The 26129-nt window shown below is 40.7% G+C and carries 24 protein-coding genes; 10 read left to right on the top strand and 14 right to left on the bottom strand.

Annotated elements, in window-relative coordinates:
- The first annotated feature begins 31 nt into the window (after positions 1-31).
- Positions 32-1537 (top strand): purine-cytosine permease family protein, encoded by a 1506-nt coding sequence (locus F895_RS09275; RefSeq protein WP_010589743.1) that lies wholly within the window; start codon positions 32-34, stop codon positions 1535-1537.
- A 65-nt stretch (positions 1538-1602) separates the two neighbouring features.
- On the opposite strand, the gene F895_RS09280 is transcribed toward F895_RS09275, so the two are convergent.
- Both F895_RS09280 and F895_RS09285 read right to left on the bottom strand, forming a co-directional pair.
- Positions 1603-2217, bottom strand: coding sequence for a YidB family protein (locus F895_RS09280; RefSeq protein WP_005241428.1), 615 nt, complete (start codon positions 2215-2217; stop codon positions 1603-1605).
- 118 nt (positions 2218-2335) lie between these two features.
- Positions 2336-2797: a DUF6231 family protein gene (locus F895_RS09285; RefSeq protein WP_005241424.1), complete on the bottom strand. Its 462-nt coding sequence runs from the start codon at positions 2795-2797 to the stop codon at positions 2336-2338.
- A gap of 37 nt (positions 2798-2834) precedes the next feature.
- Here F895_RS09285 and F895_RS09290 point away from each other — a divergent pair, with 37 nt between their 5' ends.
- On the top strand, positions 2835-3704 hold the full coding sequence (locus F895_RS09290; RefSeq protein WP_005241422.1) for a DUF2797 domain-containing protein: 870 nt from the start codon (positions 2835-2837) through the stop codon (positions 3702-3704).
- Positions 3705-3747: 43 nt separating this feature from the next.
- On the opposite strand, the gene lpxB is transcribed toward F895_RS09290, so the two are convergent.
- Entirely contained in the window at positions 3748-4926 is a 1179-nt protein-coding gene (lpxB, locus tag F895_RS09295) for a lipid-A-disaccharide synthase (RefSeq protein WP_010589744.1), read from the bottom strand.
- Positions 4927-5172: 246 nt separating this feature from the next.
- Between lpxB and F895_RS09300 the strand changes: the two genes are divergently transcribed.
- From F895_RS09300 to F895_RS20275, 3 genes are read left to right on the top strand one after another with little or no spacing between them, the layout of a single operon-like run.
- Positions 5173-5466 carry a hypothetical protein gene (locus F895_RS09300; protein WP_005241418.1) on the top strand — a complete coding sequence of 98 codons (294 nt, stop codon included), beginning with the start codon at positions 5173-5175 and terminating at the stop codon, positions 5464-5466.
- A gap of 2 nt (positions 5467-5468) precedes the next feature.
- A complete protein-coding gene (locus F895_RS09305; protein ID WP_005241416.1) occupies positions 5469-7028 on the top strand; it encodes a PepSY-associated TM helix domain-containing protein in 1560 nt (519 codons plus the stop codon).
- Positions 7025-7303, top strand: a complete 279-nt coding sequence (locus F895_RS20275) for a hypothetical protein (RefSeq protein ID WP_005241411.1) — start codon at positions 7025-7027, stop codon at positions 7301-7303. The genes F895_RS09305 and F895_RS20275 overlap by 4 nt, the downstream gene beginning before the upstream one ends.
- 56 nt (positions 7304-7359) lie before the next feature.
- On the opposite strand, the gene F895_RS09315 is transcribed toward F895_RS20275, so the two are convergent.
- Together F895_RS09315 and F895_RS09320 are read right to left on the bottom strand one after the other, a co-directional pair.
- Positions 7360-7551, bottom strand: coding sequence for a hypothetical protein (locus F895_RS09315; protein ID WP_005241410.1), 192 nt, complete (start codon positions 7549-7551; stop codon positions 7360-7362).
- 35 nt (positions 7552-7586) lie between these two features.
- Positions 7587-7961, bottom strand: a complete 375-nt coding sequence (locus tag F895_RS09320) for a hypothetical protein (protein ID WP_005241408.1) — start codon at positions 7959-7961, stop codon at positions 7587-7589.
- Positions 7962-8176: 215 nt separating this feature from the next.
- On the opposite strand from F895_RS09320, the gene F895_RS09325 reads away from it, so the two are divergent.
- The 5 genes from F895_RS09325 to F895_RS09345 all read left to right on the top strand — a co-directional run bounded on the left by F895_RS09325 (position 8177) and on the right by F895_RS09345 (position 14768).
- Positions 8177-9064 carry a sulfite exporter TauE/SafE family protein gene (locus F895_RS09325; protein ID WP_005241407.1) on the top strand — a complete coding sequence of 296 codons (888 nt, stop codon included), beginning with the start codon at positions 8177-8179 and terminating at the stop codon, positions 9062-9064.
- Between the two features lie 118 nt (positions 9065-9182).
- Positions 9183-10274: a 3-deoxy-7-phosphoheptulonate synthase gene (locus F895_RS09330; protein WP_005241405.1), complete on the top strand. Its 1092-nt coding sequence runs from the start codon at positions 9183-9185 to the stop codon at positions 10272-10274.
- A 338-nt stretch (positions 10275-10612) separates the two neighbouring features.
- Positions 10613-11116 carry a hypothetical protein gene (locus F895_RS09335; RefSeq protein WP_005241402.1) on the top strand — a complete coding sequence of 168 codons (504 nt, stop codon included), beginning with the start codon at positions 10613-10615 and terminating at the stop codon, positions 11114-11116.
- Between the two features lie 73 nt (positions 11117-11189).
- Positions 11190-13301: a TonB-dependent receptor gene (locus F895_RS09340; protein ID WP_005241401.1), complete on the top strand. Its 2112-nt coding sequence runs from the start codon at positions 11190-11192 to the stop codon at positions 13299-13301.
- Between the two features lie 3 nt (positions 13302-13304).
- Entirely contained in the window at positions 13305-14768 is a 1464-nt protein-coding gene (locus tag F895_RS09345) for a PepSY domain-containing protein (protein ID WP_005241400.1), read from the top strand.
- Positions 14769-14828: 60 nt separating this feature from the next.
- Here the strand turns inward: F895_RS09345 and F895_RS09350 are convergent, their stop codons facing one another.
- From F895_RS09350 to F895_RS09390, 9 genes are all read right to left on the bottom strand, one after another.
- Positions 14829-15572 carry an adenosylcobinamide-GDP ribazoletransferase gene (locus F895_RS09350; RefSeq protein WP_005241399.1) on the bottom strand — a complete coding sequence of 248 codons (744 nt, stop codon included), beginning with the start codon at positions 15570-15572 and terminating at the stop codon, positions 14829-14831.
- Positions 15573-15672: 100 nt separating this feature from the next.
- The gene (locus tag F895_RS09355; protein ID WP_005241398.1) at positions 15673-17256 is read right to left on the bottom strand and encodes a histidine-type phosphatase; all 1584 of its coding nucleotides are present in this window, start codon (positions 17254-17256) and stop codon (positions 15673-15675) included.
- Positions 17257-17366: 110 nt separating this feature from the next.
- Positions 17367-17972, bottom strand: a complete 606-nt coding sequence (locus tag F895_RS09360) for a histidine phosphatase family protein (RefSeq protein ID WP_010589745.1) — start codon at positions 17970-17972, stop codon at positions 17367-17369.
- Entirely contained in the window at positions 17962-19032 is a 1071-nt protein-coding gene (gene cobT, locus F895_RS09365; RefSeq protein WP_005241396.1) for a nicotinate-nucleotide--dimethylbenzimidazole phosphoribosyltransferase, read from the bottom strand. Before cobT ends, F895_RS09360 begins: the two co-directional genes overlap by 11 nt.
- Before the next feature lies 1 nt (position 19033).
- Entirely contained in the window at positions 19034-19552 is a 519-nt protein-coding gene (gene cobU / locus F895_RS09370) for a bifunctional adenosylcobinamide kinase/adenosylcobinamide-phosphate guanylyltransferase (RefSeq protein ID WP_005241395.1), read from the bottom strand.
- 2 nt (positions 19553-19554) lie between these two features.
- A complete protein-coding gene (locus F895_RS09375; RefSeq protein WP_005241393.1) occupies positions 19555-20178 on the bottom strand; it encodes a 2'-5' RNA ligase family protein in 624 nt (207 codons plus the stop codon).
- A gap of 82 nt (positions 20179-20260) precedes the next feature.
- A complete protein-coding gene (gene mtlD, locus F895_RS09380) occupies positions 20261-22384 on the bottom strand; it encodes a bifunctional mannitol-1-phosphate dehydrogenase/phosphatase (RefSeq protein WP_005241391.1) in 2124 nt (707 codons plus the stop codon).
- Positions 22385-22587: 203 nt separating this feature from the next.
- The gene (locus F895_RS09385; RefSeq protein WP_005241389.1) at positions 22588-23844 is read right to left on the bottom strand and encodes an MFS transporter; all 1257 of its coding nucleotides are present in this window, start codon (positions 23842-23844) and stop codon (positions 22588-22590) included.
- A gap of 25 nt (positions 23845-23869) precedes the next feature.
- Positions 23870-26128, bottom strand: a complete 2259-nt coding sequence (locus F895_RS09390) for a TonB-dependent receptor (protein ID WP_005241387.1) — start codon at positions 26126-26128, stop codon at positions 23870-23872.
- Position 26129 lies beyond the last annotated feature (1 nt).

Genomic DNA, 26129 nt, shown 5'->3' with positions numbered 1-26129 from the left:
ATTCATGAATGAATATGGAGAGTCGCTCATCATGCATAGAGATCGTTCTAAACAGATTACAACAATTGAAAGTTATGGTATCGAAGAAATCCCTGCGCATGCTCGGACAGCAACGCCATTTGATTTATTTCGCCTCAGTTTTGGCGGCGCCAATACGTTTTCCACCTGTGTCTTAGGCAGCTTCCCGATTGTATTTGGTCTGTCTTTTCAGGCTGGATTCTGGGCAATCTTATGCGGTGTCTTATTGGGTGGATGTATTTTAGCACCGATGGGCATTTTTGGCGCTCGAACTGGAACCAATAATGCCGTTGCTTCGGCTGCCCATTTTGGTGTCCATGGTAGAATTGTTGGTTCATTTTTATCCTTACTGACAGCCATTGCCTTCTTTTCCCTCTCCGTTTGGAGTTCTGGTGATGCCCTGATTGGTGCAACCGAGCGACTGTTTGCAAGCTCATATCAAAGTAATTGGCTGTATGGACTGGTGTATTGTGGATTTGCCTTACTGGTACTGATTATTTGTATCTATGGCTTTCGTTTTATGCTGCTGGTCAATCGCATTGCAGTGATCGCTTCCAGCCTATTATTCTTTTTAGGGATGTTCGCTTTTTCCACACAATTTGATTCAAGCTATGCAGGACAACTTCAATTGGGGCATACTGGCTTTTGGGCAGCGTTCATGGGCGCAGCATTAATTGCATTCAGCAATCCCGTTTCCTTTGGTACATTCTTAGGTGGTTGGTCACGTTATATTCCAAAAGAAACTGCATCCCACAAGATTATGGCGGCAGTTTTTGTTTCGCAACTCGCAACTTTAATTCCTTTTCTCTTTGGTCTCATGACGGCCAGTATTGTTGCCAATAGTGTTCCGACATTTATGCAACAGAATAATTATATTGGTGGGCTAATCCAGATTGCACCTGTTTGGTATTTTATTCCGCTATGTTTAATTGCACTGATTGGTGGTCTATCTACTGGAACTACGGCTCTTTATGGCACGGGTTTGGATTTGTCGAGCCTTTTTCCAAAGTCACTGACACGTGTTAAAGCCACGATCTGGGTCGGCCTACTCTCTATCCTATTTATTTTTATAGGCCGTTTTGCAGCCAACTTGACTCAAAGCGTCATGACGTTTGCCACCCTAATTGTAGTATGCACCAGCCCATGGATCATTATTATGATTATTGGATTTATCAAACGTAACGGATATTACAGAAACGATGATTTACAGGTATTTGCAAATGGTCTAAAAGGTGGGGCTTATTGGTTTCACCATGGCTGGAATTGGCGTGGCATCATCGCATGGATTCCAAGTGCCGTGATCGGCTTATGTTTCGTGCATTTACCTGATCAGTTTATTGGTATTTGGGGGCATTTATTCAATGGGCTCGATCTAAGTTTACCCATCAGTATCTTTCTTGCAGCACTACTGTATAGTTCACTGCTCAAGCTATTCCCTGAACCAAGCATCGTTTACAGAGCAGCACCGACCGCTGAAAAGTTAAAGCTAAAATGTAGTACATCATTTATTTCAGAGTAGCGATCGATACTTAGTCTAAAAAAAAAGCCTGCTCAAATGAACAGGCTTTTTTGCATAAAAATATTTTACTTTTTAAGGAAGCCACTCACCAAATTCAAGACTTGCTGAATATCTTGATTGGCTTCTTGAGGATTGGTGCTGCTGCCTTGAGGTGTTAAAGAATCAATGACTTGGGGTAAAACAGAGGCAATTGCGCCATAAATGGCCTGTTTTGGTGCCTGAGTTTGTTGTGCAACCTGTTCAATATCCTGATCATCAAACAAACTTTGAATATTTTGTGCTGGAACATCTGCTGCATTTTGTTGTTGCGGATCAACCCAACTTTGTACTTGATTGGATAAACCCGCATTTTTCAGTTTATCCAATGCGCCTTGCAAACCACCTTGTTTTTGAATCCAAGCCAAAACCAAAGGTAATACTGCAATTAATAAAGTTTGTGCAGTATTGCCACCCGTTGTATTGCTTTGGGTTGAGCTATTTGCCCCACCCAATTGTCCCAATACAGAGCCTAATATCCCACCTAAACCACCTTGTTGGCCTTGGGTATTTTGCTGTTGTCCACCCAGTTGTCCAAGAACAGAACCTAAAATCCCACCTAAACCACCAGCTTGACCCGATTGCTGCTGACCGCCTAAAGCTTGCTTTGCTAAAATTTCAACAATGTTGGTTAAATCAGTCATGACTTAAACTTTCCTTTGGAATTATTTATGCAAAAAGCATACGCTGCTTTGAAAGCACAAAACAAAGTTAAATTGTTAAATTTTGCAAGAACTTGCAACCTTTCCCAGCCTGATTATTTTACCAGCGGAATTTATCCCAATTCTCAGGATTCGCCCAAAATTTAGAATTAAACCAATCAGGCACATGCTTATAAGTCAAAATATTGAATTGCCATAAAGCAAAATCATTGTCATGCGTAGTTTTATCAATCAATTGAGTAAAACCAAGCGAACGTAGTAACTTTTCATCATCCAACTTGCTAACCACCACAATCCGCTTTGCCATCAGGTCTCTTAACTTCACCAATAGCTGTGCTTTTTGTGTTTCGGTGATGTTTTGCATTTCTTCGGTATCAAATAATACAAAACCTAAATCATAACGCTGCGTAAATGGCAGACTTAAAAAGTCAGTTACGTTAAAATAATGCCATTGAATTGAAGCATTTTGGTCAATCTGCTGACCGATACAAAGTGCAGTATGAATGGGCTGTTCTTGAGATAAATCGTCTAGCATAGAAGTGATGACATTTTGTTCAGCCATAACTGCAACCCTTGATTGAAAAGATGAGAGTTTATTAATGGAACTACAAGGCATTTGTCATAAAATGCATGCAGCGCTCAAAACGCATAGTGTAACTGATCAATCAACAAGCAAGGCAAATGTTGAATATAAATTTATATTAGATCGTTCAGAAACTGACCTTCCCTTTGTTTTAGGGCAAGAAATCGAGATTGAATGGACCGGTAATATTTTTTGTACCTCTTGCGGCGCAAAAACACCGAAGTCTTATTCACAAGGTCATTGTTTTAAATGTTTTAAAACTAAAGCTGAATGTGACCTCTGTATCATGAAGCCTGAAACCTGCCATTATCACTTAGGAACGTGTCGTGAAGACCAGTTCGCACATGATGTCTGCTTCCAGCCGCATATTGTATATTTAGCTAACTCAAGTGCCTTAAAGATCGGGATTACCCGTATCGTCAATATGCCGACCCGTTGGTTAGATCAAGGGGCAACACAAGCTTTACCCATTATGAAAGTTGGCTCACGTCGTTTGTCTGGTCATCTGGAAACTTTAATTGGTACGCAGATCGCAGATAAAACCGACTGGCGTAAACTGCTCAAAGGTGAAGCTGAGCCATTAGATCTGATTGAAAAACGCGATCAGATTCTGGAAGAATTTGCGCCGAAAATTCAAAGCATCCGTGAAGAATTCAATCAGAACCTTGAATTTAACGAAAGTTTGGAATTCTTGGAAGATGAAACGCCACGTGAATTTATCTATCCAGTTGAGCATTATCCTGAAAAGATTAAATCGCTGAATTTGGATAAAACACCAAAAATTCGTGGTGTGTTGCAAGGAATCAAAGGTCAGTATTTATTAATGGATATTGGTGTGATCAATATCCGTAAATATACAGGTTATGAACTAATCCTTCGTGCCTGAATGATATGCATAAAAAAGGTGGCTTAATCGCCACCTTTTTTATTTAACCCGTTTTTAAGCAATTCAGAATCGCCTGTACTGGATCTTCAGTATTTCCTGAAATCAGCTGCTTATGCATGCTTAAATGCTGCATCATTTGAATATGTGCCGTTTCGTGATCCATTAAACGTTCAATTTCAGTGGCTAAATGCTGTGGTGTTGCATCGGCTTGAATCAGTTCCTCAATCACTTTCTTACCCGCAATAATATTCGGTAAGGAGTAATACGGGATTTTAACCATGAATTTCGCAATCAGATAGGTCAACCAATTTAATTTATAGAACGTTACCATTGGGCGATGTAGTAACATCGCTTCCAGTGTCGCAGTACCCGATGCCAATGCCACAATATCACTGGCATTCATGACTGTACGACCAATTTTAGATTCCGCATCACTATTTTCTAAAACATGAATTTTTGCTTTTAAACTGACATCCAAGTGTTGAATACCCTGTTCAATCTGGTGTTTACGTGCATCATTAATTGCTGGGATTAAGAACTCCAGATCAGGATGTTTACGGTGCAAGATTTCTGCAGCGCCAGTCAATAAGGGCAATAATCGCTCAATCTCACCACGACGGCTACCTGGTAGTAATGCGATATGGGTTTTGTTTGCAGACAGACCCAATTGATGTTTGGCCTCAGTAATTGGATTTTTTAAAGGCAGTTGCTTGGCCAATGGATGCCCGACAAACGCAGCTGCAACGTCATAGTTCTCATAAAAGGTTTTTTCAAATGGAAATAAACACAGAACCAAGTCAATACTGCGTTTAATCCCATGGACACGACCTTGACGCCAAGCCCATACTGATGGACTGACATATTGTACGGTCTTAATCGGTAACTGTTTTTCTTTAATAGTTTTTGAGAGGCGTAAATTAAAATCTGGCGCATCAATACCAATAAAAATATCAACGGGATGCTCAGTCCAGCGTTCAACCAGACCATCACGTACTGCAAATAGCTTCTTTAAATCTTTAAGAACTTCAACAATTCCCATCACTGATAGAATTTCCATCGGATAATAACTATGAAATCCTTCTGCAATCATTTGTGGACCGCCAATTCCCTCAAATTCGGCCTCGATACCTTGTTCGCGAAAACTGCGCATGAGTTTCACCCCTAGAGTATCTCCAGAAACTTCTCCCACTACGATACCAATCTTTAGTTTTTGCTTTGACAAGATCCACACCCCACAGAAATGTTTAAATGATTCTAACAGAATGATTTTACATCGAATCAGGCCAAACAATGCAATTTGTTCTTGATTGGTGAATATCATTTCATCTGATACATCATTAATTATTAAAAATATTATCTAGATTTACGATGGTTGAATAATTGATTGTGAGTTATTGAAGGCTTAACATAAACAAGAATCATTTTCATATGTGATTTATTTTCCTGTTCTCCCAGTTCAAGACCCTTTATGGCTAAATCTGCTTCTATTCCGCTTGTCTATCGACTGAGCATTTTCTATCGCTTTGTATTGACCTTTGTCATGGGCTACTTGTCGATGATGTACTTATGTCTGGCGCTTACATCCTTATTTATTTATGTTTTAGACAAAGCAGAAGCGATTTATCTTGCAGCCTTTATTTCAATTTTCTTTTACTTGTTTTTTATTATCCTGAGTTTTTGTGTGCATTCTTTACTAAAACTCAGCTTAACCAGCCTGATTGTTACAGGCGCATTGTTTGGCTTATCTGTAGGTTTGAATTAAAAATGCAAAATAAAGGTGTTCGCCAATCAATGGCATGGTTACATGCTTGGACAGGTTTGATTTTTGGCTGGCTTTTATTTGCCATATTCTTGATGGGTACAAGTTCCTACTACCGCCATCAACTTAATTTATGGATGCAACCACAGTTAGCTCAATATCAAATCAATCAAGAGATTGCGATTCGTACCGCAACCGATTATTTAAACAAAAATGCAGCAAATGCCAAATCATGGTATTTCAAAATTGCCAATCATGAAGAACCTGTCAACCGAGTGTATTGGCAACAAGTCAGTGGCAGTTATGAAAGTAGAAGTTTAGATGCCAATACTGGACAAGCGTTTAAACTCTCAGCGACTCAAGGTGGTGATTTCTTTTATAACTTCCATTTTCAGCTCTATGGTGTTCCCATCATGGTTGGACGGCTGATCGCCTGCCTCGCTGCATTCATTATGTTGGTCGCTTTGATCTCTGGCATCATTACTCATAAGAAAATATTTACCGACTTTTTTACCCTGAGAACCTTTAAATCACAGCGCTCCTGGCTAGACTTTCACAATGTTTCTTCTGTTTTGGCACTGCCCTTTTTTCTAACCATTACCTTTACGGGTTTGGCGATTTTTTTCTATCTATACTTGCCTTGGGGCATGCAAAAGCTCTATCCAGAAAATTCTTTTCAATATTTCACTGAGATTCGAACAACTGAAAAAAATACTGTACACCAAACAGAACCTCAAAAAGCCGAGATGTTACCCATTGGCACGCTATTAGAAAAAGTAAAACAACAATGGGGAGATCAAGCCTTAGCATCCATTGAGGTGAAAAATCCAAATACAGATCAGGCAATCATTACATTTAAACAGTTAGAAGATCGTTCAATTAGCTTAAATCAGGCACAAATCACCTTTGATGGACAGGGCAAAATCTTAGGCAACACCCGCAATGAAAGCGCGGTTGCGACGCTGAATGCAGGTGTTTACGGCTTGCATATGGCAACTTTTGCACAGCCAATATTACGCTTTGCTTTGTTCTGCTCAGGTATTTTAGGTTGTTTGATGATTGCCTCAGGACTATTGCTCTGGAGCCTAAAGCGCCAAATTCAAAATAAATCCAATCAATTTCATTTTGGCTATTATTTGGTGGATCGCCTAAATGTTGCGGCCTTTGTCGGTCTTCCAACGGCAATGCTAAGCTATCTATTTGCCAATCGGGTTGTACATATCACTGACACCACGCCAAACTATGAAATTTATACTTTTTTCAGCGTATGGGGACTGAGTTTTATTATCGCTTTATTGACAAAAAAACAATATTTATGGAAATCACAAATCGCCGTCTTTGGACTCATTGCCGTAACTCTCCCACTCTATAACGCGCTGTACCTCATTCAGCATCAATTGATTCAGGATCTGCACAGCTATTGGCTCTTCTTGCGAGTTGATTTGTTCTTATTGGTCTGTGCCCTATTTGCGGTGTTTATTTTTAGAAATATCCAACCGATTCAAGAAAAATCCGTTCAGAAAATCAAAAGTAAGTTAACCAAGCAACAAGAGGTTAAAGCATGATTCTGTTGAGCCTTGTATTGATCTTCATCGGGATGCTGCTGCTCTATAAATGTAGTTCTAAACAGATTAACAAAGCAAAACAGCAACTTTTCATACGTTATCGAACTATCTTGAGAGTTGTAGCTTACCTCTGCTTTTTATGTGCGGGTAGCCTGCTTTGTTTAGAATATGGCAGTTCCATTGGCTTTATCAGTTGGTGGATCTTCGCTACACCAGTGACCTTTTTATTGGTGTTATCCGTAAATGAGCTTAAACCCACTAAAAAACTAAAATAATCTTGATTCAACAGCTATCCTCAACTTCTGCCAAGGATAGCTTCATGACTTAAAAATTAATGCCCGTGACGGCTATGGTCTTCCTGAGAAGTAGCTTTGTCTTTGTCATCACAACATTTCATCTTTTTTTCACAGCACTCTTTTTTATTGGCGGCCTCTTGTTCTTTGCAACAATCAGTTGCAGCAAAAGCGGGTACAGTAGTGGCCAATAAAAGCGTTGAAAATAATACAGTTTTTAAGTTAAACATGATCATGTCCTTTAAATAAAATAAGAAATTCACATTTATAAAAACAGGACATGATTTGGAGGCCGATAAGGCAACTGATAAATCCCTAAAGTCAGTTGATGCACATAAGCTGAATTTGCTGCTTTAATTGATTGTAGACTTCGCTCAATGCAAGAAGACCTTTGCTCAAATGTAGCACCTAAGCAACACAGACTCTTTTGACAATGTGATGTATCCATTTTATCACTGCTTTCCAAGTGATCATGCTTACTCATCATGGCTACACCACAATCAGATATGACAGCATGATTTGAAATCACTTGCTCTACAGGTTGAGCTGCTTCATTCATAGAGATCGCCATTGCAAAACTATTGCTTATAAAACATAGTGCAATCAGCAATGAAATGAGGCTTCGAATAAAAACAGACATAGGGCAAAATGATCAAATATACCATCCGTGTATGGGTTCAAAATAAATCAATCACCGTTGATAAAGCAAGCGGTTCTCAATCCCCGTAATCAAATAAAGCCAAAATTTAACTTTCTTTAGCTTTTTTTTGCATAAGTAAATCACTATTCATCACAACGAGTTATCTAAAAAAAGCATAAGATATGCTGATTTTTGCATAATTAGGCATATTGTCGATGTTTGGTCCTATAGAATTTATTATGGCTGGGGTATTGGTTGGCTTCTGTGTAGGTATTACAGGTGTCGGCGGTGGTTCATTAATGACCCCAATCCTGATTAGCCTGTTTAAGATCGAACCACATATTGCTATTGGTACTGATTTACTTTACGCCTCTATTTCTAAATTCTGCGGTTCAGTTGTTCATGCTAAAAAACTGAACATTGTTTGGCCCATTGTCTTATGGCTTGCGCTTGGTAGTATCCCTGCATCTTTTGCAACTGCTTGGGTGCTTGAACATTACCTAAGTCAATCTACCCATTATAAAGCTGTTTTGACCATGGTCTTGGGCTTTATGCTGACCTTGACGGGTATTTCAATTGTATTTCGTGCGCAAATTGAAAAGTTCTTTGACCGTTTCCGTAACCGCGAACAAGCCAATATGGAAAGCGAACAGCATGCATTGCAGCATAAGCGTCATTACATTGTGATTATGGGCATTGTATTAGGCATCTTTGTGACCTTGTCTTCTGTGGGTGCTGGTGCTTTCGGTATCATGGCCTTAGTACTTATGTTCCCCAATCTTCCTATGATCCGTATCATTGGTTCAGACGTCGTACATGCGGTATTGCTGACGGCAGTTGCCGGTCTAAGCCATATGTCTTCGGGTAATGTCGACTTTACCCTATTGATGTGGTTACTCGTTGGCTCAATTCCAGCAATTATTGTGGGTACGCTTATTAGCTCACGTATGCCAGAAAGACTGATTCGAAAAATTTTAGGCATCACTTTATTTGCACTCGGTGTCAACTTTATGCTCAATCCTATCAAGGCTAAACCAAAGCCAGTTGAAACGCAGCATGCCGTGGTCATTCAGCAAACAAAGCATGTAACTACAACAGTTTAAGCATTAAAATGCTGATTATTTCTGCATAATTTATAATTATCGCTAGTTAACCGATCGGCATTTCATGCTATATTCGCAGACAAAATAACCTTTTCTTCCGATTGAATTTGTGACAGCAATGAATACTCTACAGCCAAATACAGTTTCTCAGCCCGATATCGACGACGTTAATATTAAAAGCATTCAAACCTTGATTACTCCAGCTGAGCTGAAAGCAGACCTGCCTTTATCAAAAGCTGCGTCTCAAACTGTATTACAAGGACGTGCAACTGTACGTAATATTTTAGATGGCAACGACAAGCGCTTGTTTGTGGTGATTGGTCCTTGTTCGATTCACGATCCTAAAGCTGCTCATGAATATGCTGATCGCCTCAAGGTTCTTAGTGAAAAAGTAAAAGATACCTTATATCTGGTAATGCGTGTTTATTTTGAAAAGCCACGGACTACAGTTGGTTGGAAAGGTTTAATCAACGATCCAGACATGAATGACTCTTTCAATATTGAAAAAGGCTTACATATTGGTCGTGGTTTATTGATTGATTTGAATGAAAAAGGTTTGCCATGTGCAACTGAAGCACTGGATCCAAACTCACCACAATACTATCAAGACTTGATTTCATGGTCTGCAATTGGCGCACGTACCACTGAAAGCCAGACCCACCGTGAAATGTCTTCAGGTTTATCTTCACCTGTTGGCTTCAAAAATGGTACCGATGGCGGCTTAACCGTTGCAACCAATGCCATGCAATCGGTAAAGCATGGTCATAGCTTCTTAGGTCTAAATGAAGACGGTCAAGTTGCGATTATCAATACCAAAGGTAACCCATACGCGCACGTGGTATTACGTGGTGGTAATGGTAAACCAAACTATGATGCAACTTCCGTTGCAGAAGCTGAAGCCGCTTTGGCAAAAGCCAAAGTCAGCAATAAGATCATGATTGATACGAGTCATGCCAACTCAAACAAAGACCCATACTTACAACCATTGGTGTTAAAAAACATTACTGAACAAATTCTTGATGGTAACAAGTCCATCGTTGGCATCATGGTTGAGAGTCACTTAAAAGGTGGTCGTCAGGATATTCCTGCAAACCTGAGTGATCTTGAATATGGTAAATCCGTGACGGATGGCTGTATCGATTGGGAAACTACCGAAAAAGCATTATTAGAAATGCATGAAGCATTGAAAGACGTATTACCAACACGTTAATTCAATCTTTCAAAAAACAGGCTCTTATGAGCCTGTTTTTTATTTATCGATTCGATTAACTCGTACAAACGCATAATACAGCTTATAGCTTTTTGCTCAATGTGGACTGTAGTTTTGATATGATTCATACACTTAATAATAAGAGAAAGTTTTAATTCTTGCTAAACAATCACTATCAGAAGCCCGAATAATCCAATCATGACGATTTACTGTTTTTGATAAGTTGATCTGCCTAAAAATATTAAGTTTAGCAGTCTGAATACCTTAATTTTACTTTGATCTAGCAGTCATTTTTTGATTATACTGCTGCCACATTTCTCCTACGACGTAGCGCTGATATGAAGTCCAGTTTTCGTCAACATTTGCTTAAGTGGCGTGCCAGTCTCGGCGCGGTTACTTTGCTGTGTTTGCTCTGGCATATCTTCTTACCAACGATGGTTCATACAGGCGTCGTACCTGCACTTTATGCAATGCCGAGTCATTGCCAGGTCACTGAAATTCAAAATGCACCGTTGATGTCTCAGACGCATTCAGGTCATCATCAACACAGCATGCATGACATGCATCACGGACAGCAGCTACAGCATGCTAAACATGCTCAGCTCAGTGAATATGCACAACAGGTGTATGCACTGGCTAGCCAAATCATGAAACATTGTCCTCTCTGCTCCCATGGTCTAGATGCTGCTGCAATCGTCCCGCTCATTGCATTCATTATTATATTTCTACTGGCTTGGTTCAGTCGCGTTCGCTGCCTGTGCCATACGTGGACAGAAGATCTGCACATCGCCCGTATCTTCTATATTTTCCCAATCAAACAAGCCCCGCCACTCGCTTTATAAAACGCAAATTTTACTTCGTACCCCGTAAATAACGGTGGTGCGTTCTCGTTTATTGCTTTTTATTGAGTTCAAAATGAATACTCCATTCCGTTTGTCTGTACTTGCGGCTGCGTGCCTGTCTGTTGGCTATAGCTCTGTTGTTTTTGCAGAAACTGTACCTTCTGATGCAACCAAAACCTTAACCACGATTGTAGTCACCGCAAGTCGTGAAGGTGAATCGATTAATAATACCCCTGCTGCGATCAGTAAAATTAGCAACAAGGACATTGAAGATAAACATGCAACCTTTATTGGACAAATCATTAATCAAACACCAGGTGTGTTGATGAATGATTTGGGCAATGAACAGCATATGATGTCGATTCGCCAACCGATGACCACAGCTGCTGTTTATCAATATTTAGAAGATGGGATTTCAATTCGTCCCGTGGGTGTGTTTAACCACAATGCCTTATATGAAGTGAATTTGGCAGGTATTGATAGTATCGAAATTTTAAGGGGCCCTGCCAGTAGCCTATATGGAAGTAATGCGATTGGTGGAACCATTAATTTCCTGACCAAAGCACCAAGTTCAACACCAACGGCCGATCTAGGCATCAGTGCCAGTTCTGAGGGATATCGCCGTGTCGATATCGGTGCTTCAAATACCTTTGACAGCGAATTTGGTGAACATGGTTTAAGGTTCTCAGCCTATGCCAGTGACCGTGGTGATAGCTGGCAAGACCATGCTGAAAGCAATAAACAAAGCATAACGCTCAGACACGATTGGCGCATCTCTGATGCCACACAAATCAAAAATATTGTCAGTTATAATCATTTAAAAGCAGATATGACCGGTAGCTTAAATCTGGAGGATTATCGTAAACGCCCAGGATATAGCTACCAAACATTTACCTATCGTGAAGTCGATGCCACCCGGCTTTCTTCTCAAATTAGCCACCAGTGGAATGATCAGCAACAAAGCCAAGTCACTTTATATTATCGTGATAATACCACCGAGCAAAATCCAAGTTATAACATTCGTACCGATATCCAAAATGGCAAACCGACAGGCACTTATAGTGGGCAAACTACCTATAATGCCTTTCAGTCTTATGGTTTAAATGCTCAACACGCGATTAGTTTTGATCAAGTCAAACTGATTGTGGGTGCAATGGCTGAACACTCTCCCAACCAAACCAAAACCAATGATATTCAAGTTTTCCGTGATCCGAACACTTTGGTCTATACCGGTTATCAACAACGCCAACGCCTACGAGATTTTAATGTTGACGTGAATAATCAGGCCGTCTATGCGCAAGCCAATTGGCAAGTTTTACCGACTTTAAATTTAGTCGGTGGTGCACGTTATGACTGGATTGGTTATGACTATGAAAATAAATTAACGCCTTCAAAAATTACAGGTGCGCCAGATGAAAAGCGCAATTTCCACAAAGCCAGCCCTCAAGTCGGTTTTGTCTGGAACATGACACCAGCAATTGACCTGTATAGCAATTGGTCACAGGGGTTTGTCCCACCCGAAGTCAGCAGTTTATATGGTGCGAATCTGGTGACACCAAATTTAAAAGAAGCAACATTTGAGAATATTGATGCGGGTTTACGCTTCAAATTATTGGATGATCGCTTAGATGGTGAAATCACTGTATATCGTTTAGCAGGTGAAGATGAAGTGATGAGCTATACCAAGCCAGATAATACCCGTGAGCCACGCAATACAGGTAAAACCTTACATCAAGGCATTGAAATTGGGGGAACTTGGAAGCTCAGTGAACTTTATGATCAGCGCTTAAAACTTTCAGGCAGTGTTGCCAAACATGAATATAAACAGTTTCAACCTTCCAGCGTTTTAGATTACAGCGGCAACACCATGCCAAGTGCACCTAAAACATTTGGTACGCTTGAATACCAGATCAAGCCCATACCTGAACTATTACTTTCTGCGGAAGCCGTTTATGTCGGCTCTTACTGGATTAATGATGCTAACACGGAAAAGTATGATGGTCATACTTTGCTGAATCTACGGGCCAACTACCGTAAAAATGCCTATGAAATCTTTGGGCAAATCCTGAATGCCACAGATAAGCATTATGCAGAAAGTACTTCGTTTAGTAATAATCAGGCCAGCTATACACCTGCTGCACCACGCACCTATTTATTAGGCTTAAGCTACCACTTTGGGAAATAAGCCATGAATGCCAGACTACTGAAAAAACTACTGTCATTACACCGTAATTTTGGGATGGTGTTCGGTATTCTCGTTTTGCTTTGGTCTTTAACAGGTGTGTTGCATCCAATCATGAGTGCAACACAACCTCAACCTGTAAAACGAATGCCCCCATCTCAACAATTGGATTTAACACATGCATTAGCGGCAACGGATGTTTTAAAACAACATCAGATAGCACAATTTTCAGCACTACAGGTGATTGAATTAAAGCCTCAGCATTTTGCTTATCGCGTCTTACAACCCAATCAAAATATTGCTGAATATTATGATAGTCAGACAGGTCAATTGCTGATTGATGCAGAACAACAAGATGCCCAACGTTTAGCACTTTGGTATACAGGCTTATCGCGACAGGACATTGTATCCAGCCAAATCATCACCACATTCAGTGATGATTATCCGAGTGTCAATCGTTTACTGCCTGTTTGGCGTGTTGATTTTCAAAATGGTTTACGTGCCTATGTTGATCCTTCACAAGCCCGATTGGCCACACTCTCCAATGATCAAAAGATGTGGATGGCAAAAATCTTCCGCTTAGGTCATACCTGGACATGGGGTGATCAAGCTTGGACAGGTCAGACTATTCTCATGCAGCTGGCTTTGATTGGCATACTGTGCATGACTTTTATGGGCATTGGCTTATTTTTTAAAATTCACAATCGACGCAATCACCGCTTAGGGCATAAGCCAACTCGTTTTCTACACCGCTATTTAGGCATCAGTCTAAGCGTGTTTATTCTGCTTTGGGTGATGAGTGGTTTCTATCATCTTTGGCAGAAAAAACCTGATATTAAAAACATTCAACCTGTTTTTCATACTACTGATTTAACTACTCAAGCATGGCAGCAGGTCACGACACACCCCATTCAACGGCTGGATCTTGTTCCAACATCCTTTAGCGAAACACATAGCCATGCAGCATGGATGATTCAAGCCATTGGACAAACACCACTACAAGGAAGCATGACAGCAGCAAGGAAGGAGCACAATCATCACCCTAGCAAAACAGCGGCACCTAACATTCAATTTGTTGATGCCAATAATACTAAGGCACTTGATATTCTTGAACAAAGCAAACTATTGGCTGCAAGCTATTTAGGATTACAGCCTGAGCAAGTGCAACACGCTTCATGGGTGACCAGCTTTGGAGGAGAATATGGTTTTATCAACAAACGCCTACCCGTGATCAAAGTTGAGACGCAGTTAGAGAATCAACTCAGACTGTATATTGAGCCTAGCAGTGGCATGATTGCAGCACAAGTTACCCAACAAGATGCTTTAGAAGGATTTAGCTTTGCTTATTTGCACAAATGGACATGGTTGCCAATAGATAAAACACTTCGAGATATCATTCTAGGTACGATTGCCGGATTGGTTGCTGTACTTTCTGTACTTGGTTTCTTGGTTCAACTACGTAAGCGCTAACATCATGAGAGTGATCCTTCTTTTTTAGCAGGATCACGTCACCTCAAGCGATTAATTTTTTTAAATGATATAGAATGAAGCAATCACAACACTGAGAATCACACCCGTTTCAGTCAGCTCAATTGCTGCGCCTACAGTATCGCCAGTAATCCCGCCAATACGTTTAATAAATACAGAACGCAGATAGAAAAGCATCAGTAAAAAAACCAATAGTGCAACTAAACCCACCCATTTAAATATACAAAGCAATGAAATTGTAATGACAAAAACCATCCAAAGTTGCTTATTTGGCATAAAATCAGTCATAGAACGCCCTAAGCCTTGAGCACGCACATAAGGTGTAGTGAGGAATAAAAACAGTGGCACATTGCGCCCCAGCATAGGCAAGACAATTAAAAAGGCAGCCATTTGTTGTTCGAGCAAAACATATAAGGCCACAAATTTCAGCAAGCAGACTACGACTAAACTCAGCACGCCGATTGGACCACAAGCAGGGTCTTTCATGATTTTCAGGGTTCGTTCAGGATCACCAAATCCACCCACCCACGCATCTGCACTATCCGCTAAACCATCGAAATGTAATCCACCCGTCAGCCAAATCCAGAGTACAAGGATCAACGCTGCACTCAAGATGATCGGAAGCTTTATCAATAACATTGCTGAGGCAAATAAAATCATTCCAAGCAACAAGCCAACCAAAGGATAAAATAATAATGCCTGACCATTCTGCTTGGCACTTGGCATTGTTTTGAGCTCAATCGGTAAAACGGTCAAAAACTGCAAGGCAATCCAAAAAGGTGTCATGCAACCTCTCAATCACATCAGGTTCATCGTGCATGGATTATGAAGAAATAAAATTGGGAATAGCAAGCTATTCCCAAATGAAAAGGTCGAATATCTTAGATTATTGAATTTGATAACATTGTTTAAGCTTCAAATAATCATAATAAAAACTGTTATTGCTATAACGTGCGTAGTTACAACTCGGTTTAAATAAAGTTTCTTTCTCGTTATAGAACATCTTAACCAACGTTGTGCCTTGCTTGTCTTGATAGATATCCCACTGTAGATTTGCTGCCATTGGTGACACCGTCTCACCACGCCAAGCACTGGTGTTATAACTATAAGTTTGACGTAACGGTAACGGCTGCATCATGTTATGCAACTCTAAACTGGTCGCCAAAGGAATAATGATTTCAGCATGGGCAAAACGTAATACTGCACGATGAGTTTGCTGTTTATCCACAATCGCATCGACCTGTTTAAATAAGTCCTGTTTTAAACCTTGGGCAATTGCACTGGTGACATTCTTCGATTCGGTAAAACTTGGACCTTTAGTGTAAAAATCATTGGCATCGTTAAATTCAGCATAGAACTTTGCTGCATCTACAGGCATATACTGATCAAAATCAGTCCCTTTCAGTTCAGTTTTCATGCCGCCTGAAATCGAATACAACTCATAGATATAGGCCGCTGCATCCACAGCACTGGCAATACTATTTTTTCCCTTACCTTTTTCAGTGATGGTTTCACCTTTAGGTGACGTGACGCTATAAGAGCCGGTATTGCTAAATACATATCCCGTTGTTCCCAATTTTTTAATAAATTCAGACTTAAAAAGTGGATTCAACACGCTCATTGCCACCTGTTCAGCACGGTTATTTTTCACAAGCTCATTGAGTTTATTGACCAAATCTGCATCATCTTCTTCAAAATGCTGATAGGCTTGACTGGCATCGTAAATCGCCTGTTGTTGCGCCGATAAAGGTTGTACTAGATCTTGCTCTTTGTTCAAACTATGAAAATAGAGTTTAAAACGATCAACGCCACCATCTTCAATTGATGGTACACTGCTACTGGCTAAGCTGGTGTAGGAGACTGGGATGATATGTGTCTTTAATTGTGGCTGCTGTTGGAGCAATTCAGCAGTAAAAAACTTGGCGCTATCTACAGCACGGTCTACACCCGAGCTTTGTACTAAAATTGATGATGATTGCTGGGCTGCAGTTTGGAACAAAGTTGGAAGCCGTTGCAATAAACGATCGGCAATACCGCGATGCTCCTGAATACCTTGCATGCTTTCATTACCATAGCCAAACTGACGGATGCCATCTACACCATAACCGAGAAGAATATTAGCCTTCATCATGCTTTCCAAATCTGCCCCCAGCTTTTCGCCTAAAGGTGTGAGCGCATTTTCAGCTTTGGCCTGTTTCCACAGGTTATACAGTGCTAAATCATATTTGATGCTGGATAAGCCGCGAGAACCATGACGGGCAACCAGTTCAGTAAATACTGGCTGAAACCCTTGCGGAATGGCTTCATATTTTTTTAGATCTTGTTGCGGTTGGTATGGAGTTTTAGTCTGATAATATTTTGATGCAGTATTCGTTTCTGGCGGATTTTGCGATTCTACGTGATCGTCGTTATTACATGCCGCCAATACAATGCTTGCGCATAACACACTGCTTTTTAATAATATATTCATGAATGATTTGCTTATAGGTTAAGAAATGCCCTGTATCATAGGCAGTGGCAATGACAGTTCGATTACAAGACCAAAGCAAATACTGGAAATAGAATAAGATTTTATCGCTGCTAAGTTGCTATTTTTTCAGAAAAATGAATTTTATTTTCAATTTGAGTTAAGTTTAAAGAATATAGCTTACCTAACTCTGCGGGCATGGTTAATAGATCATCTAACTTATGATGACGTGCCAAACAAGTGAGTAATTTAATTACACCACCGTGTGTCACCACCAAAGCCCTGTTCCAATGATGCTGCTGCATTTGCATGTAAATATCATCAAAACCATGCATAACGCGCTGCTGAAATTGATTCAGTGACTCCCCATTGGGTGCTTGATATCGGGTTGGAAATTGCCAGAAATTTGCCAATAACTCAGGCTCTGTTTCATAAATGGTTTGCGTGGCAATACCTTCCCAATCGCCAAAATACATTTCCTTAATTTCTGCATTGAGCAGCAAAGGTAATTCAAGTTGTTTCGCCAGTGCTGCCGCAAATTTTTGGCAGCGTTGTAATGGCGAACTGATGATTACATCCCATTGTACTTGAGCAGCAAGATGCTGCTCAATGGTGGATTGCATTTGCAACCAACCTTGTTCAGTAAGTACATCATCCAAATGTCCACGTAAGGTATGGCTGAGTGTCGTTTCCCCATGCCGCAGTAAATCAAGGTGCAACTTTATCACCCGTAACCGCAGCTTCGGCAAAGGTTGCCATTTGATTATGCAGCACACAAGCCAGTTGCAACATAGACAGTGCAGCTCCTGCACCACTACCTTCACCCAAACGCAAATTCATATTTAAAATAGGTTGTGCATCCAATGCATTTAAGACACGTTGATGTCCATACTCAGCTGATTGATGTCCAAACAGCATCCATGCATAGCTTTGTGGTTGCATACGTACTGCACACAAGGCTGCAACCGAGCTAATAAAGCCATCTACCACAATCGGCAAACCGATTTGTGCACAGCGAATATAAGCACCTGTCATTGCCGCAATTTCTAGACCGCCAACAGCTGCCAGAATTTTTAAAGCGTCATCCGCCACATTCTGTTGATGCAGCTTCACGGCTTGATCAATGACAGCGATCTTATGTTGTAGTTGTTGGTTATTAATTCCTGTCCCCACACCCGTCAGTTGTGCAGCACCTTCATGCAACAACAAACAGGCCAGTGCTGAAGCTGAACAGGTATTTCCTATCCCCATTTCCCCTGCAATAAAAATATCAGCAGCTTGTGCTTTAGCACGATCAACGCAGTCTTTACCCAGTTGTAAAGCCGCTAAGCATTCCTGTTCCGTCATTGCGACTTGTTGAGCAAAATTAGCGGTACCTGCACGAATGCAATGCCGCTCAACCCCAACATAATCATAGGCTTCACCCACTGTACCGCAATCCACCACTTGTAAATGTGCATGATGATGTTTGGCAATCACACTGATCGCTGCACCGCCTGAAGCAAAATTTTGCAGCATTTGACGGGTCACGGCCTGCGGATAAGCCGAAATATTTTCGGCTACAACGCCGTGATCGCCTGCAAAAATTGTGATCCAAGGCTGCTGAATCTGTGGATGGAGCGTGCCTTGTAAGCTGGCCAACTGTATTGCAAGTTGTTCAAGTTGGCCCAAAGCACCAGTTGGTTTGGTCAATTGAAGTTGTCGTTGTTCAGCTTGTTGTTTCGCATCTAAATCGGGTTGCTGTACTAGGGCTAAAAACCATGGCGCTTGTTCAGTCATGTTATTTCTCATCTTTTAAAATCATTGGAAAGCCTGCTACACAAAACACGACTTTATCGGCAAGTTGCCCCAGAGTCTGATGCAAACGCCCTGCTTCATCGACAAAACGACGGCTAATTTCTCCCATTGGTACCACTCCCAGCCCAGTTTCATTGCTGACCAGAATAATTTGAGATTTTAGTTGTGGTAGTACTTCGAATAATTTTTGCATCTGTTGTGACTGAAAAGCTGGGTCTTCAGCCAATAATAAATTACTCAGCCATAAAGTCAGGCAATCAACTAAAATCAGCTGATTGGCTTGATCGCATTGCAAGAGTTGATCTGCCAGATAAATCGGTTCTTCAAGTACCTGCCAATGTGCTGGGCGTTGCTGTTGATGATGTGCAATACGCTGCTGCATTTCTGCATCTAAGGCTTGCGCCGTTGCAATGTAAATCACCGATAAACCTGTATCTTTGGCAATTTGTTCTGCCAAACGGCTTTTACCTGAGCGTGCTCCGCCTAAAATCAGTTGCAACATATCTAACCTAGTTCAATTTGATGATAAGGATACAGTAATCCTTGTAAAATCTGAGCTTTATAATAACCGAAAGTTATTTTTTCGACCTGAAACTTTATATTTTTTATTGAAAGTTGTTGTATCCGCTCCAGTACAATATTACTGAGCCAAGCTTCACGATACAGACCTAAAGTAATATGCGGACAATATTCAAGTGCGGCAACCTCATTCGTCACTTGAACAAATTGTTGGCGAAGCTGAGCCAGTACATGATCTTGGTCTTTGATATGCAAAAATAAAGCACTGCTAAAGCTATCTATCTGTCTAATTTCCAGCTCAAAAGTTGTCAGCTGTAATGCTTTAAGCATTTTGATCTGTTGCTCTAACTGCTGAATCTGAAAATCATCATCGTACTGCTGAGCAGAAGGTTGCAAGAAACCACAAACAAATAGGGTGATGTGATATTGACGTTGTTGTTTCGGAAGCAGCAAGTCTGAAAATTGTGCCTGGATTTCATCTAAATATTGAATCAGTTCTGGCTGAGCAATCTCGATATACCACACCCCATAGTCCGAGCGCCCCACATGCCATTCAGGATAATCACGCTGTTCGGTTGCAATCAATTGCGTCTCTGTTTGTAATAACACAACTTCAGCATTCTGTTGAAAGTTGTGTTATTCAAACATAAACCTGTTTAGAAGTTAAGATATCTTCCCCAATCACGGGCATTTAAGCTGTCTGAAGTTTCAGTTCATCTAACTGTGACAAGAATGCTTCATGATTTAGTTCTGCCTGAATCCCTTGATAGAGTTGATTTAATAAGGCTTTCTTCTGGTTTTCAGTAATATCCATATGTTCAATATTGGTCTGTACATGCTTTACGATTTTAATTTCGTCCAACTCAAGCATTTTCAAGGCATAGACATAACCATAAATTGCGCCTTGCATTAACTTTTGATAAGGAAGCTGTTGTTGCACATGGCCTTCTAAACTGCCTAACACCCGCTCGCTTAGATTGAGTTTTCTGAGTGGATCACGAGCCACGCGCTCACAGGGATCTTTATAGGCAGATCGACAAGAATGCAGGAAACTTTCCGCCATACGATCCAGTTCTTTGGCTTGGTTGGGAATCATATTGGCTAGGCCCAATTTAACTTCGTTGACCACCTGTTCAGCATATTTCATGATCTTTGGATCCGCCATGGCAATACCAATGGTGTCATGTCCAAGTGCACTGGCATACCACGCCAGCATGGCATGACAGCCATTCCATAAGCGATTCTTAATGATTTGAATCTCGGAAATCTGATCAACTAAAATCATTTGGCGCATTTTACTCAGTAAGGGACTACGATTCTCCACATAAATCGGCATATCCGTTTCACTATGGAACAGGATGAGATCCATATTCTGTAGGAATTGCCCTGTTTGAAACTGCCCACGCATATCATCTAAACAATGTGTGATCTGCTGTTCCTGCTGTTCAGTCAGCGCAGTCTCATCTGACAACTCAATCGCTTCAGGATTCAGCTCATTTTGATATTGCTTAAACAGGTTATGCTTGATATTGAGCTGGCGATATAAGGCTTGATCACTAAGTTTGGATACCATTCGATTGACCACGGTATCGCAAAAATAATGCTCACTTAAAATATGTTCGGCAATATCCTCATCCGTCATGGTCAGTAAGGCTTCACGGATATGTTTCAAGACCAAATATTTTGCGCAGACTTTATTTAAAATAATCAAAAAAGTAATCGGCTCATTATTTTGTACATCTGCTGACATAAAACGAGCCAGTAGCCCCTTGGCAATGGTTTTGGCCTCAGACGCAATTGCCTGTTCAGGTAAGCAAAGTGCAATCAGACTAGATTGCATATACATTTCTAGCATCTGCTGTTCATTATCAGCATCAATCACTGTGAGATTATCAATACGCTCATCATAAGAAGACTGACCATATCGAATACTGTAGCGACCAAAACTATTCACGGACTCTAGGTATAGACGATTTCGGGTTGAGGCTAAAATACGTTTTGGTCGCGTATAACCATCCCAATAGGACAATATCTGAGCCACATAACCGCCACCAATGGCACCAAAACCATGAATGCCGACGGTCAATTGATTGGAACTCTGCGGAAATAGCTCTTGTAACTGTGGCATGCCCATTTCAGGAATATATTGGTCTAAAGCATTCAGACAGTCATACATGTCGGGATAATAGAAATTTGCTTTAGAGAGCATATGATCGTTAGGTTCTTTAATGTCTTTAAATAAAATCGTGATTCCGCCTGCATCATAGGCTGAACAAATACCATTCTCCGAGTCTTCAAACATTAAACATTGCTGCGGTTGTAGGTTTAGTTTTTGTGCGGCTTTTAAAAAGATTTCTGGATGCGGTTTGCCCTTTTCAACTTCATCCCCACAGACCAAAAGATCAAAAAATTTATAAACATTCGCATTAATGAGATATTCTTCGGCAATTGCTCGACGGCTTGAGGTCGCGACTGCCATTTTTAAGCCTGATTTTCTTAGGCGTTCTAAGACCTGAATCAATCCTTTTTTAATTGGTACACCATTGTTACGCACAAATTCTAGTTCCACTTCATCTGCACGTTTGCGAATCGCACCATAAGGAACATCTGCACCATAAAACTTTTGTGCCAGCTGCTCAGATGCTTTCGCACTGAGCCCTAGACACTGCATCAAATATTCATCTGAAAATTCCTGTCCAATCAGCTCTTTTGATGCCTGTTTCAATGTCTGGAAGCGTAAGCGCTCGGTATCAAACATTGTTCCATCCATGTCAAAAAGTGCGCCTTGAACAGGATAATCATGAAAAATAAGCATCTTTACTCCTTTTATCTATCTTGTTATGACGTTTTATAGGGTACATAAAAAGTGACGCTAAAATTCAAATCTTCAATAAATGAAATAAATTTGATCAAAAAATAAACAACAAAGCCATGTTTCTAGACAATATTCGACTGAAATAGTCTGAATACTTGCATTACCATAAAAAAGATGAGTCTTTTTTAACCAAAAACTCAGCTTTATTCATCCAGTAATAGCGCTGCCTCACCTTCTTTTCGAATCAGTATCCAGCTAAAATACAGCCCAATTAACAGGGTTAAAAACAGCAATAAATAGAATGGAAAATGGCTGCTAAAACGATATAAAAAAGTACTGAGTAAAGGACCCACAATTAAACCCAATGCTTGTGTCGCAGTACAGAAACTTGCCATTTTAACCTGCGACTGTTGTGAAACTGCTTGAGCAGCACCCGTAGTAAATGCAGGTAATAAACATGCGACTGAAACGCCATAAAAAATATAGCTGGCCTGAAATACCCAAATTGTAGGTGCATACAATGAAAGTGATAAGCCAAAACACATGGTGACTAAGCCAATAATCACTAAGCTATTTAATTTAAGCTGCAACACTTTCACGATTAAAAGTTGAGTGAGTAACAGACAAACGCCAACCACCAGCATGCATTGAGAGAAATACACTGCGCTCTGCTGGCTACTGAGATAAAATTTATCCTGAATGTAAAAACCTGCTGTCATGTTTAAGGTCACGATCGCAACATAAGTCACAAAACCTAAGGCTAGCCAAATCAAGCTTTGCTTGAGAATTGGCTCCTGCTCTAAAGTGTTATTCTCTTCTTGTTTAAGCTGAGAAATATCAGACTGAATTTGTGCAGTTTTGCCAAACAGGATACTGAGCGCAATACTGACTAAACCCAGTAATCCCACGGCAATCCACATCGGAAAAAGTAGACCGCCGAATAATAAGACTGACGTCGCAAATGGCCCAACAATCATGCCAAAACTATTCATTGCACCAAACATTGCCATCTGCTTACTACGATCATCCGCTTCTGCTGCATGCGTCATCACATAACTTTGCAGACCAATTTGTGGCAAAGCCATAAAAATGCCTGTAGAAGCACGACTCAGTACCAGCAAAATAAAAATCAGTAATGTCGGTAAAAACGCTCGTGTTCCCAAATACAGAATCAAGCTGAAAATAGCCCAAGTAAAGGTCATTCCCCAAAAACCATAATTAACGAGCTGGTTGGGAGATAGCTGACCTTTCTTTTTCGCAATCCAGATTGAGGCAATCGCCATACAGATTGCCCCTGCTGAAACAATCACACCACCCTGAAATTCAGATAAATGGAGCTGGCGTGTCAAAGGTGCGAGTAATGGGAGAATCATGGAAAAACAGGTGCCATTGATCAAAGCAGCCAGTACTAAAAATTTTAAATTATTGTTCATCATGCAAATCATCAAAAGAAAAGGCATCTAAACAGATGCCTTTTTGATTAGATTAATATTTGAGGGTGTAGCTCAAACCATAAGTACGGCCTTGTGCAGGCAGGCTAGAGATTGGCCCATAAACCGCCTCAGCTGCTTGGCTAAATACAGTTTTATATTCCGTATTCCAAACATTATAGACACCAAAGCCCACCGTTCCGGGACCTGCTTTCGCATTGGCAATCACATCCATAACGGCATAACCTTTGATCTTCGTAGCAGCATTTGGTCGGACGTTGGTATCATATTTTGCCTTTAGAGAATCTTCATATGCTTTATCCGTTCCCTTCACCGCCAACATCTGCACTCTTAGACCATTGCCTTTATCATCATTCCATTCACCAAACAATGTACCTTTGACTGGTGAAACTTGTAAGGCATTCAGTTCACGCCAAGAACCACCCGCATCCTTGAATTGCCCACGAGTATATGCCAGTGTTCCACCAACACTAAACTGATCTAAAACAGGCATACTTGCATTCGCTTCAACGCCGTAAATTCGTTGATCTGTATCTGCAACCGTGACTGAGCGATCTGCTTTAAATTGAACCACTTTATCAGATGTATTATAGAAAGTGGTTAAACCTAAATTTGCGCCAAGGTCGTTTTGGAATCTCCAACCAAGTTCATAGTTGTTGACCGTAATTGGATCGACATTACCTGAGCGAACGACATAACCTGCTGAAACATCACGTAATACACGTTGAATATCAGGCAAACTAAAACCTTGCGAGAAATTAGCAAACACTTGTTGTTGATCATTTAATTTATACACTGCCCCCAAATTAAACAGTGTCTTATCATGTTTTACAGAGCCCGCTGCGACTGTACCGACGGGTTGGCCGGTGATATCCCCTTGAATGGCCGAAACCGTTGGTTTAAATGCTGTGGTATCGCTTTCAATGCGTTGATAACGCAAACCTGCCTGTACATTTAATGCATCTGTTAAATCATAGTTCCCTTGAATAAATGCACCTAAATTTTTAATGGTCGCATCGGGGCCAAAATCATAACTACGGCCAGTATTCTTATATTTCAATCCATTGTCGGTAAAACTATATAAGTCAGCTACTTGCTTATCTTTTTCATGATCATAATCAACACCATAAGTCAGTTTTAAATCACGATCTGCAAGATTAAGCTTTGATGTCATCGCAGCTCGTACACCAGCAACATCAATATCAGACTCTGATTGATAAGCTAAGTAGTACCCTGCTGGGATAAAGTTACTAAGTATGGTTGGATAAAATCGGGCCTTTTCGTTACGGTAATAGGCTTCAACATTCAGCTCTTGACCTAATAAGTCGGTATTTTGATACTGGGCATTGACAGCATAGCGCTTGGTAAATGGCTGATCATCAATTTCAAACCCTTTCAATGCTTTTAAGCTTGGCGGATTCCCTCTTAAAACTGCAAAATTAGGGCCATAATCAGGACCGTAATCCGAGTCTTGTTTATCGTCATAATATTGTGCCCCAACGCTTAACTTCTGCTTATCTGTAAACTGCCAGCTTAAACGTCCATTGATATCAACGGTTTCCGTATCTTGTCGGTCGGTTTGTGCAACTTCTGGCCCAATTCGATCACCGTGACTGTCTTGAATCTCACCACGTTTGGTATAGCCTGCACCCAGAAAACCATTCCAGTCACCTTGTTTGAAAGCAACGGATTGGTATGCTTCATAGGCCAAAGCATCACTTTTAAAATTATCACCAGAAGTCACACCAAGTTTTGATTCAAAGTTTAAGCCTTCACCAGAACCCTTTTTAGTAATGATATTGATGATCCCACCCGTTGCACCAGAACCATAAATACTGCTCGCACCAGAAACAACCTCGACACGCTCAATTGAATCAGGGCTAATACTATTTAATTGACGTGAGGCATCACGAGATCCAGTTTGCGCGACCCCATCAATCAAAATGAGAACCTGACGACCACGCATGGTTTGCCCATAATTAGTAGTTGTACCACTGCTTGGACTTAGAGAAGGCACCAATTGAGCCAAAATATCAGCCAATTTACGTCCCGCAGCTGATTGTTGTTCAATCTGTTTTTGCTCAATGGCCTGAACTGTTCCTGCAATTTCAGCAATACTTTGTGCTGAACGCGATGCGGTCACTACGATGGGTGCAAGTTGTGCTGGTTTTTGACTTGTAACTGCAGCAGTGGTTTGAACAGTGGCATCTGCTTCAACCGTCTCTGCATACAATTGTGTGCTGATAGCTAAGCTGAGCAGTGTTAATGATGTCGAAAGTGAACGTACTTTCATA

Source organism: Acinetobacter sp. CIP 64.2, assembly GCF_000369645.1.
Lineage (GTDB): Bacteria > Pseudomonadota > Gammaproteobacteria > Pseudomonadales > Moraxellaceae > Acinetobacter.
Note: the sequence above shows the minus strand (reverse complement) of the source record. Positions and strands in the feature narration are given on the sequence as shown.

Excerpts from the sequence above, each read along its gene's own strand:
- F895_RS09275 (WP_010589743.1), top strand. The coding sequence starts at position 32 with ATGCATAGAGATCGTTCTAAACAGATTACAACAATTGAAAGTTATGGT.
- F895_RS09280 (WP_005241428.1), bottom strand. The coding sequence starts at position 2,217 with ATGACTGATTTAACCAACATTGTTGAAATTTTAGCAAAGCAAGCTTTA.
- F895_RS09285 (WP_005241424.1), bottom strand. The coding sequence starts at position 2,797 with ATGGCTGAACAAAATGTCATCACTTCTATGCTAGACGATTTATCTCAA.
- F895_RS09290 (WP_005241422.1), top strand. The coding sequence starts at position 2,835 with ATGGAACTACAAGGCATTTGTCATAAAATGCATGCAGCGCTCAAAACG.
- F895_RS09300 (WP_005241418.1), top strand. The coding sequence starts at position 5,173 with ATGGCTAAATCTGCTTCTATTCCGCTTGTCTATCGACTGAGCATTTTC.
- F895_RS09305 (WP_005241416.1), top strand. The coding sequence starts at position 5,469 with ATGCAAAATAAAGGTGTTCGCCAATCAATGGCATGGTTACATGCTTGG.
- F895_RS20275 (WP_005241411.1), top strand. The coding sequence starts at position 7,025 with ATGATTCTGTTGAGCCTTGTATTGATCTTCATCGGGATGCTGCTGCTC.
- F895_RS09315 (WP_005241410.1), bottom strand. The coding sequence starts at position 7,551 with ATGTTTAACTTAAAAACTGTATTATTTTCAACGCTTTTATTGGCCACT.
- F895_RS09320 (WP_005241408.1), bottom strand. The coding sequence starts at position 7,961 with ATGTCTGTTTTTATTCGAAGCCTCATTTCATTGCTGATTGCACTATGT.
- F895_RS09325 (WP_005241407.1), top strand. The coding sequence starts at position 8,177 with ATGTTTGGTCCTATAGAATTTATTATGGCTGGGGTATTGGTTGGCTTC.
- F895_RS09330 (WP_005241405.1), top strand. The coding sequence starts at position 9,183 with ATGAATACTCTACAGCCAAATACAGTTTCTCAGCCCGATATCGACGAC.
- F895_RS09335 (WP_005241402.1), top strand. The coding sequence starts at position 10,613 with ATGAAGTCCAGTTTTCGTCAACATTTGCTTAAGTGGCGTGCCAGTCTC.
- F895_RS09340 (WP_005241401.1), top strand. The coding sequence starts at position 11,190 with ATGAATACTCCATTCCGTTTGTCTGTACTTGCGGCTGCGTGCCTGTCT.
- F895_RS09345 (WP_005241400.1), top strand. The coding sequence starts at position 13,305 with ATGAATGCCAGACTACTGAAAAAACTACTGTCATTACACCGTAATTTT.
- F895_RS09350 (WP_005241399.1), bottom strand. The coding sequence starts at position 15,572 with ATGACACCTTTTTGGATTGCCTTGCAGTTTTTGACCGTTTTACCGATT.
- F895_RS09355 (WP_005241398.1), bottom strand. The coding sequence starts at position 17,256 with ATGAATATATTATTAAAAAGCAGTGTGTTATGCGCAAGCATTGTATTG.
- cobT (WP_005241396.1), bottom strand. The coding sequence starts at position 19,032 with ATGACTGAACAAGCGCCATGGTTTTTAGCCCTAGTACAGCAACCCGAT.
- cobU (WP_005241395.1), bottom strand. The coding sequence starts at position 19,552 with ATGTTGCAACTGATTTTAGGCGGAGCACGCTCAGGTAAAAGCCGTTTG.
- mtlD (WP_005241391.1), bottom strand. The coding sequence starts at position 22,384 with ATGCTTATTTTTCATGATTATCCTGTTCAAGGCGCACTTTTTGACATG.
- F895_RS09385 (WP_005241389.1), bottom strand. The coding sequence starts at position 23,844 with ATGCCTTTTCTTTTGATGATTTGCATGATGAACAATAATTTAAAATTT.
- F895_RS09390 (WP_005241387.1), bottom strand. The coding sequence starts at position 26,128 with ATGAAAGTACGTTCACTTTCGACATCATTAACACTGCTCAGCTTAGCT.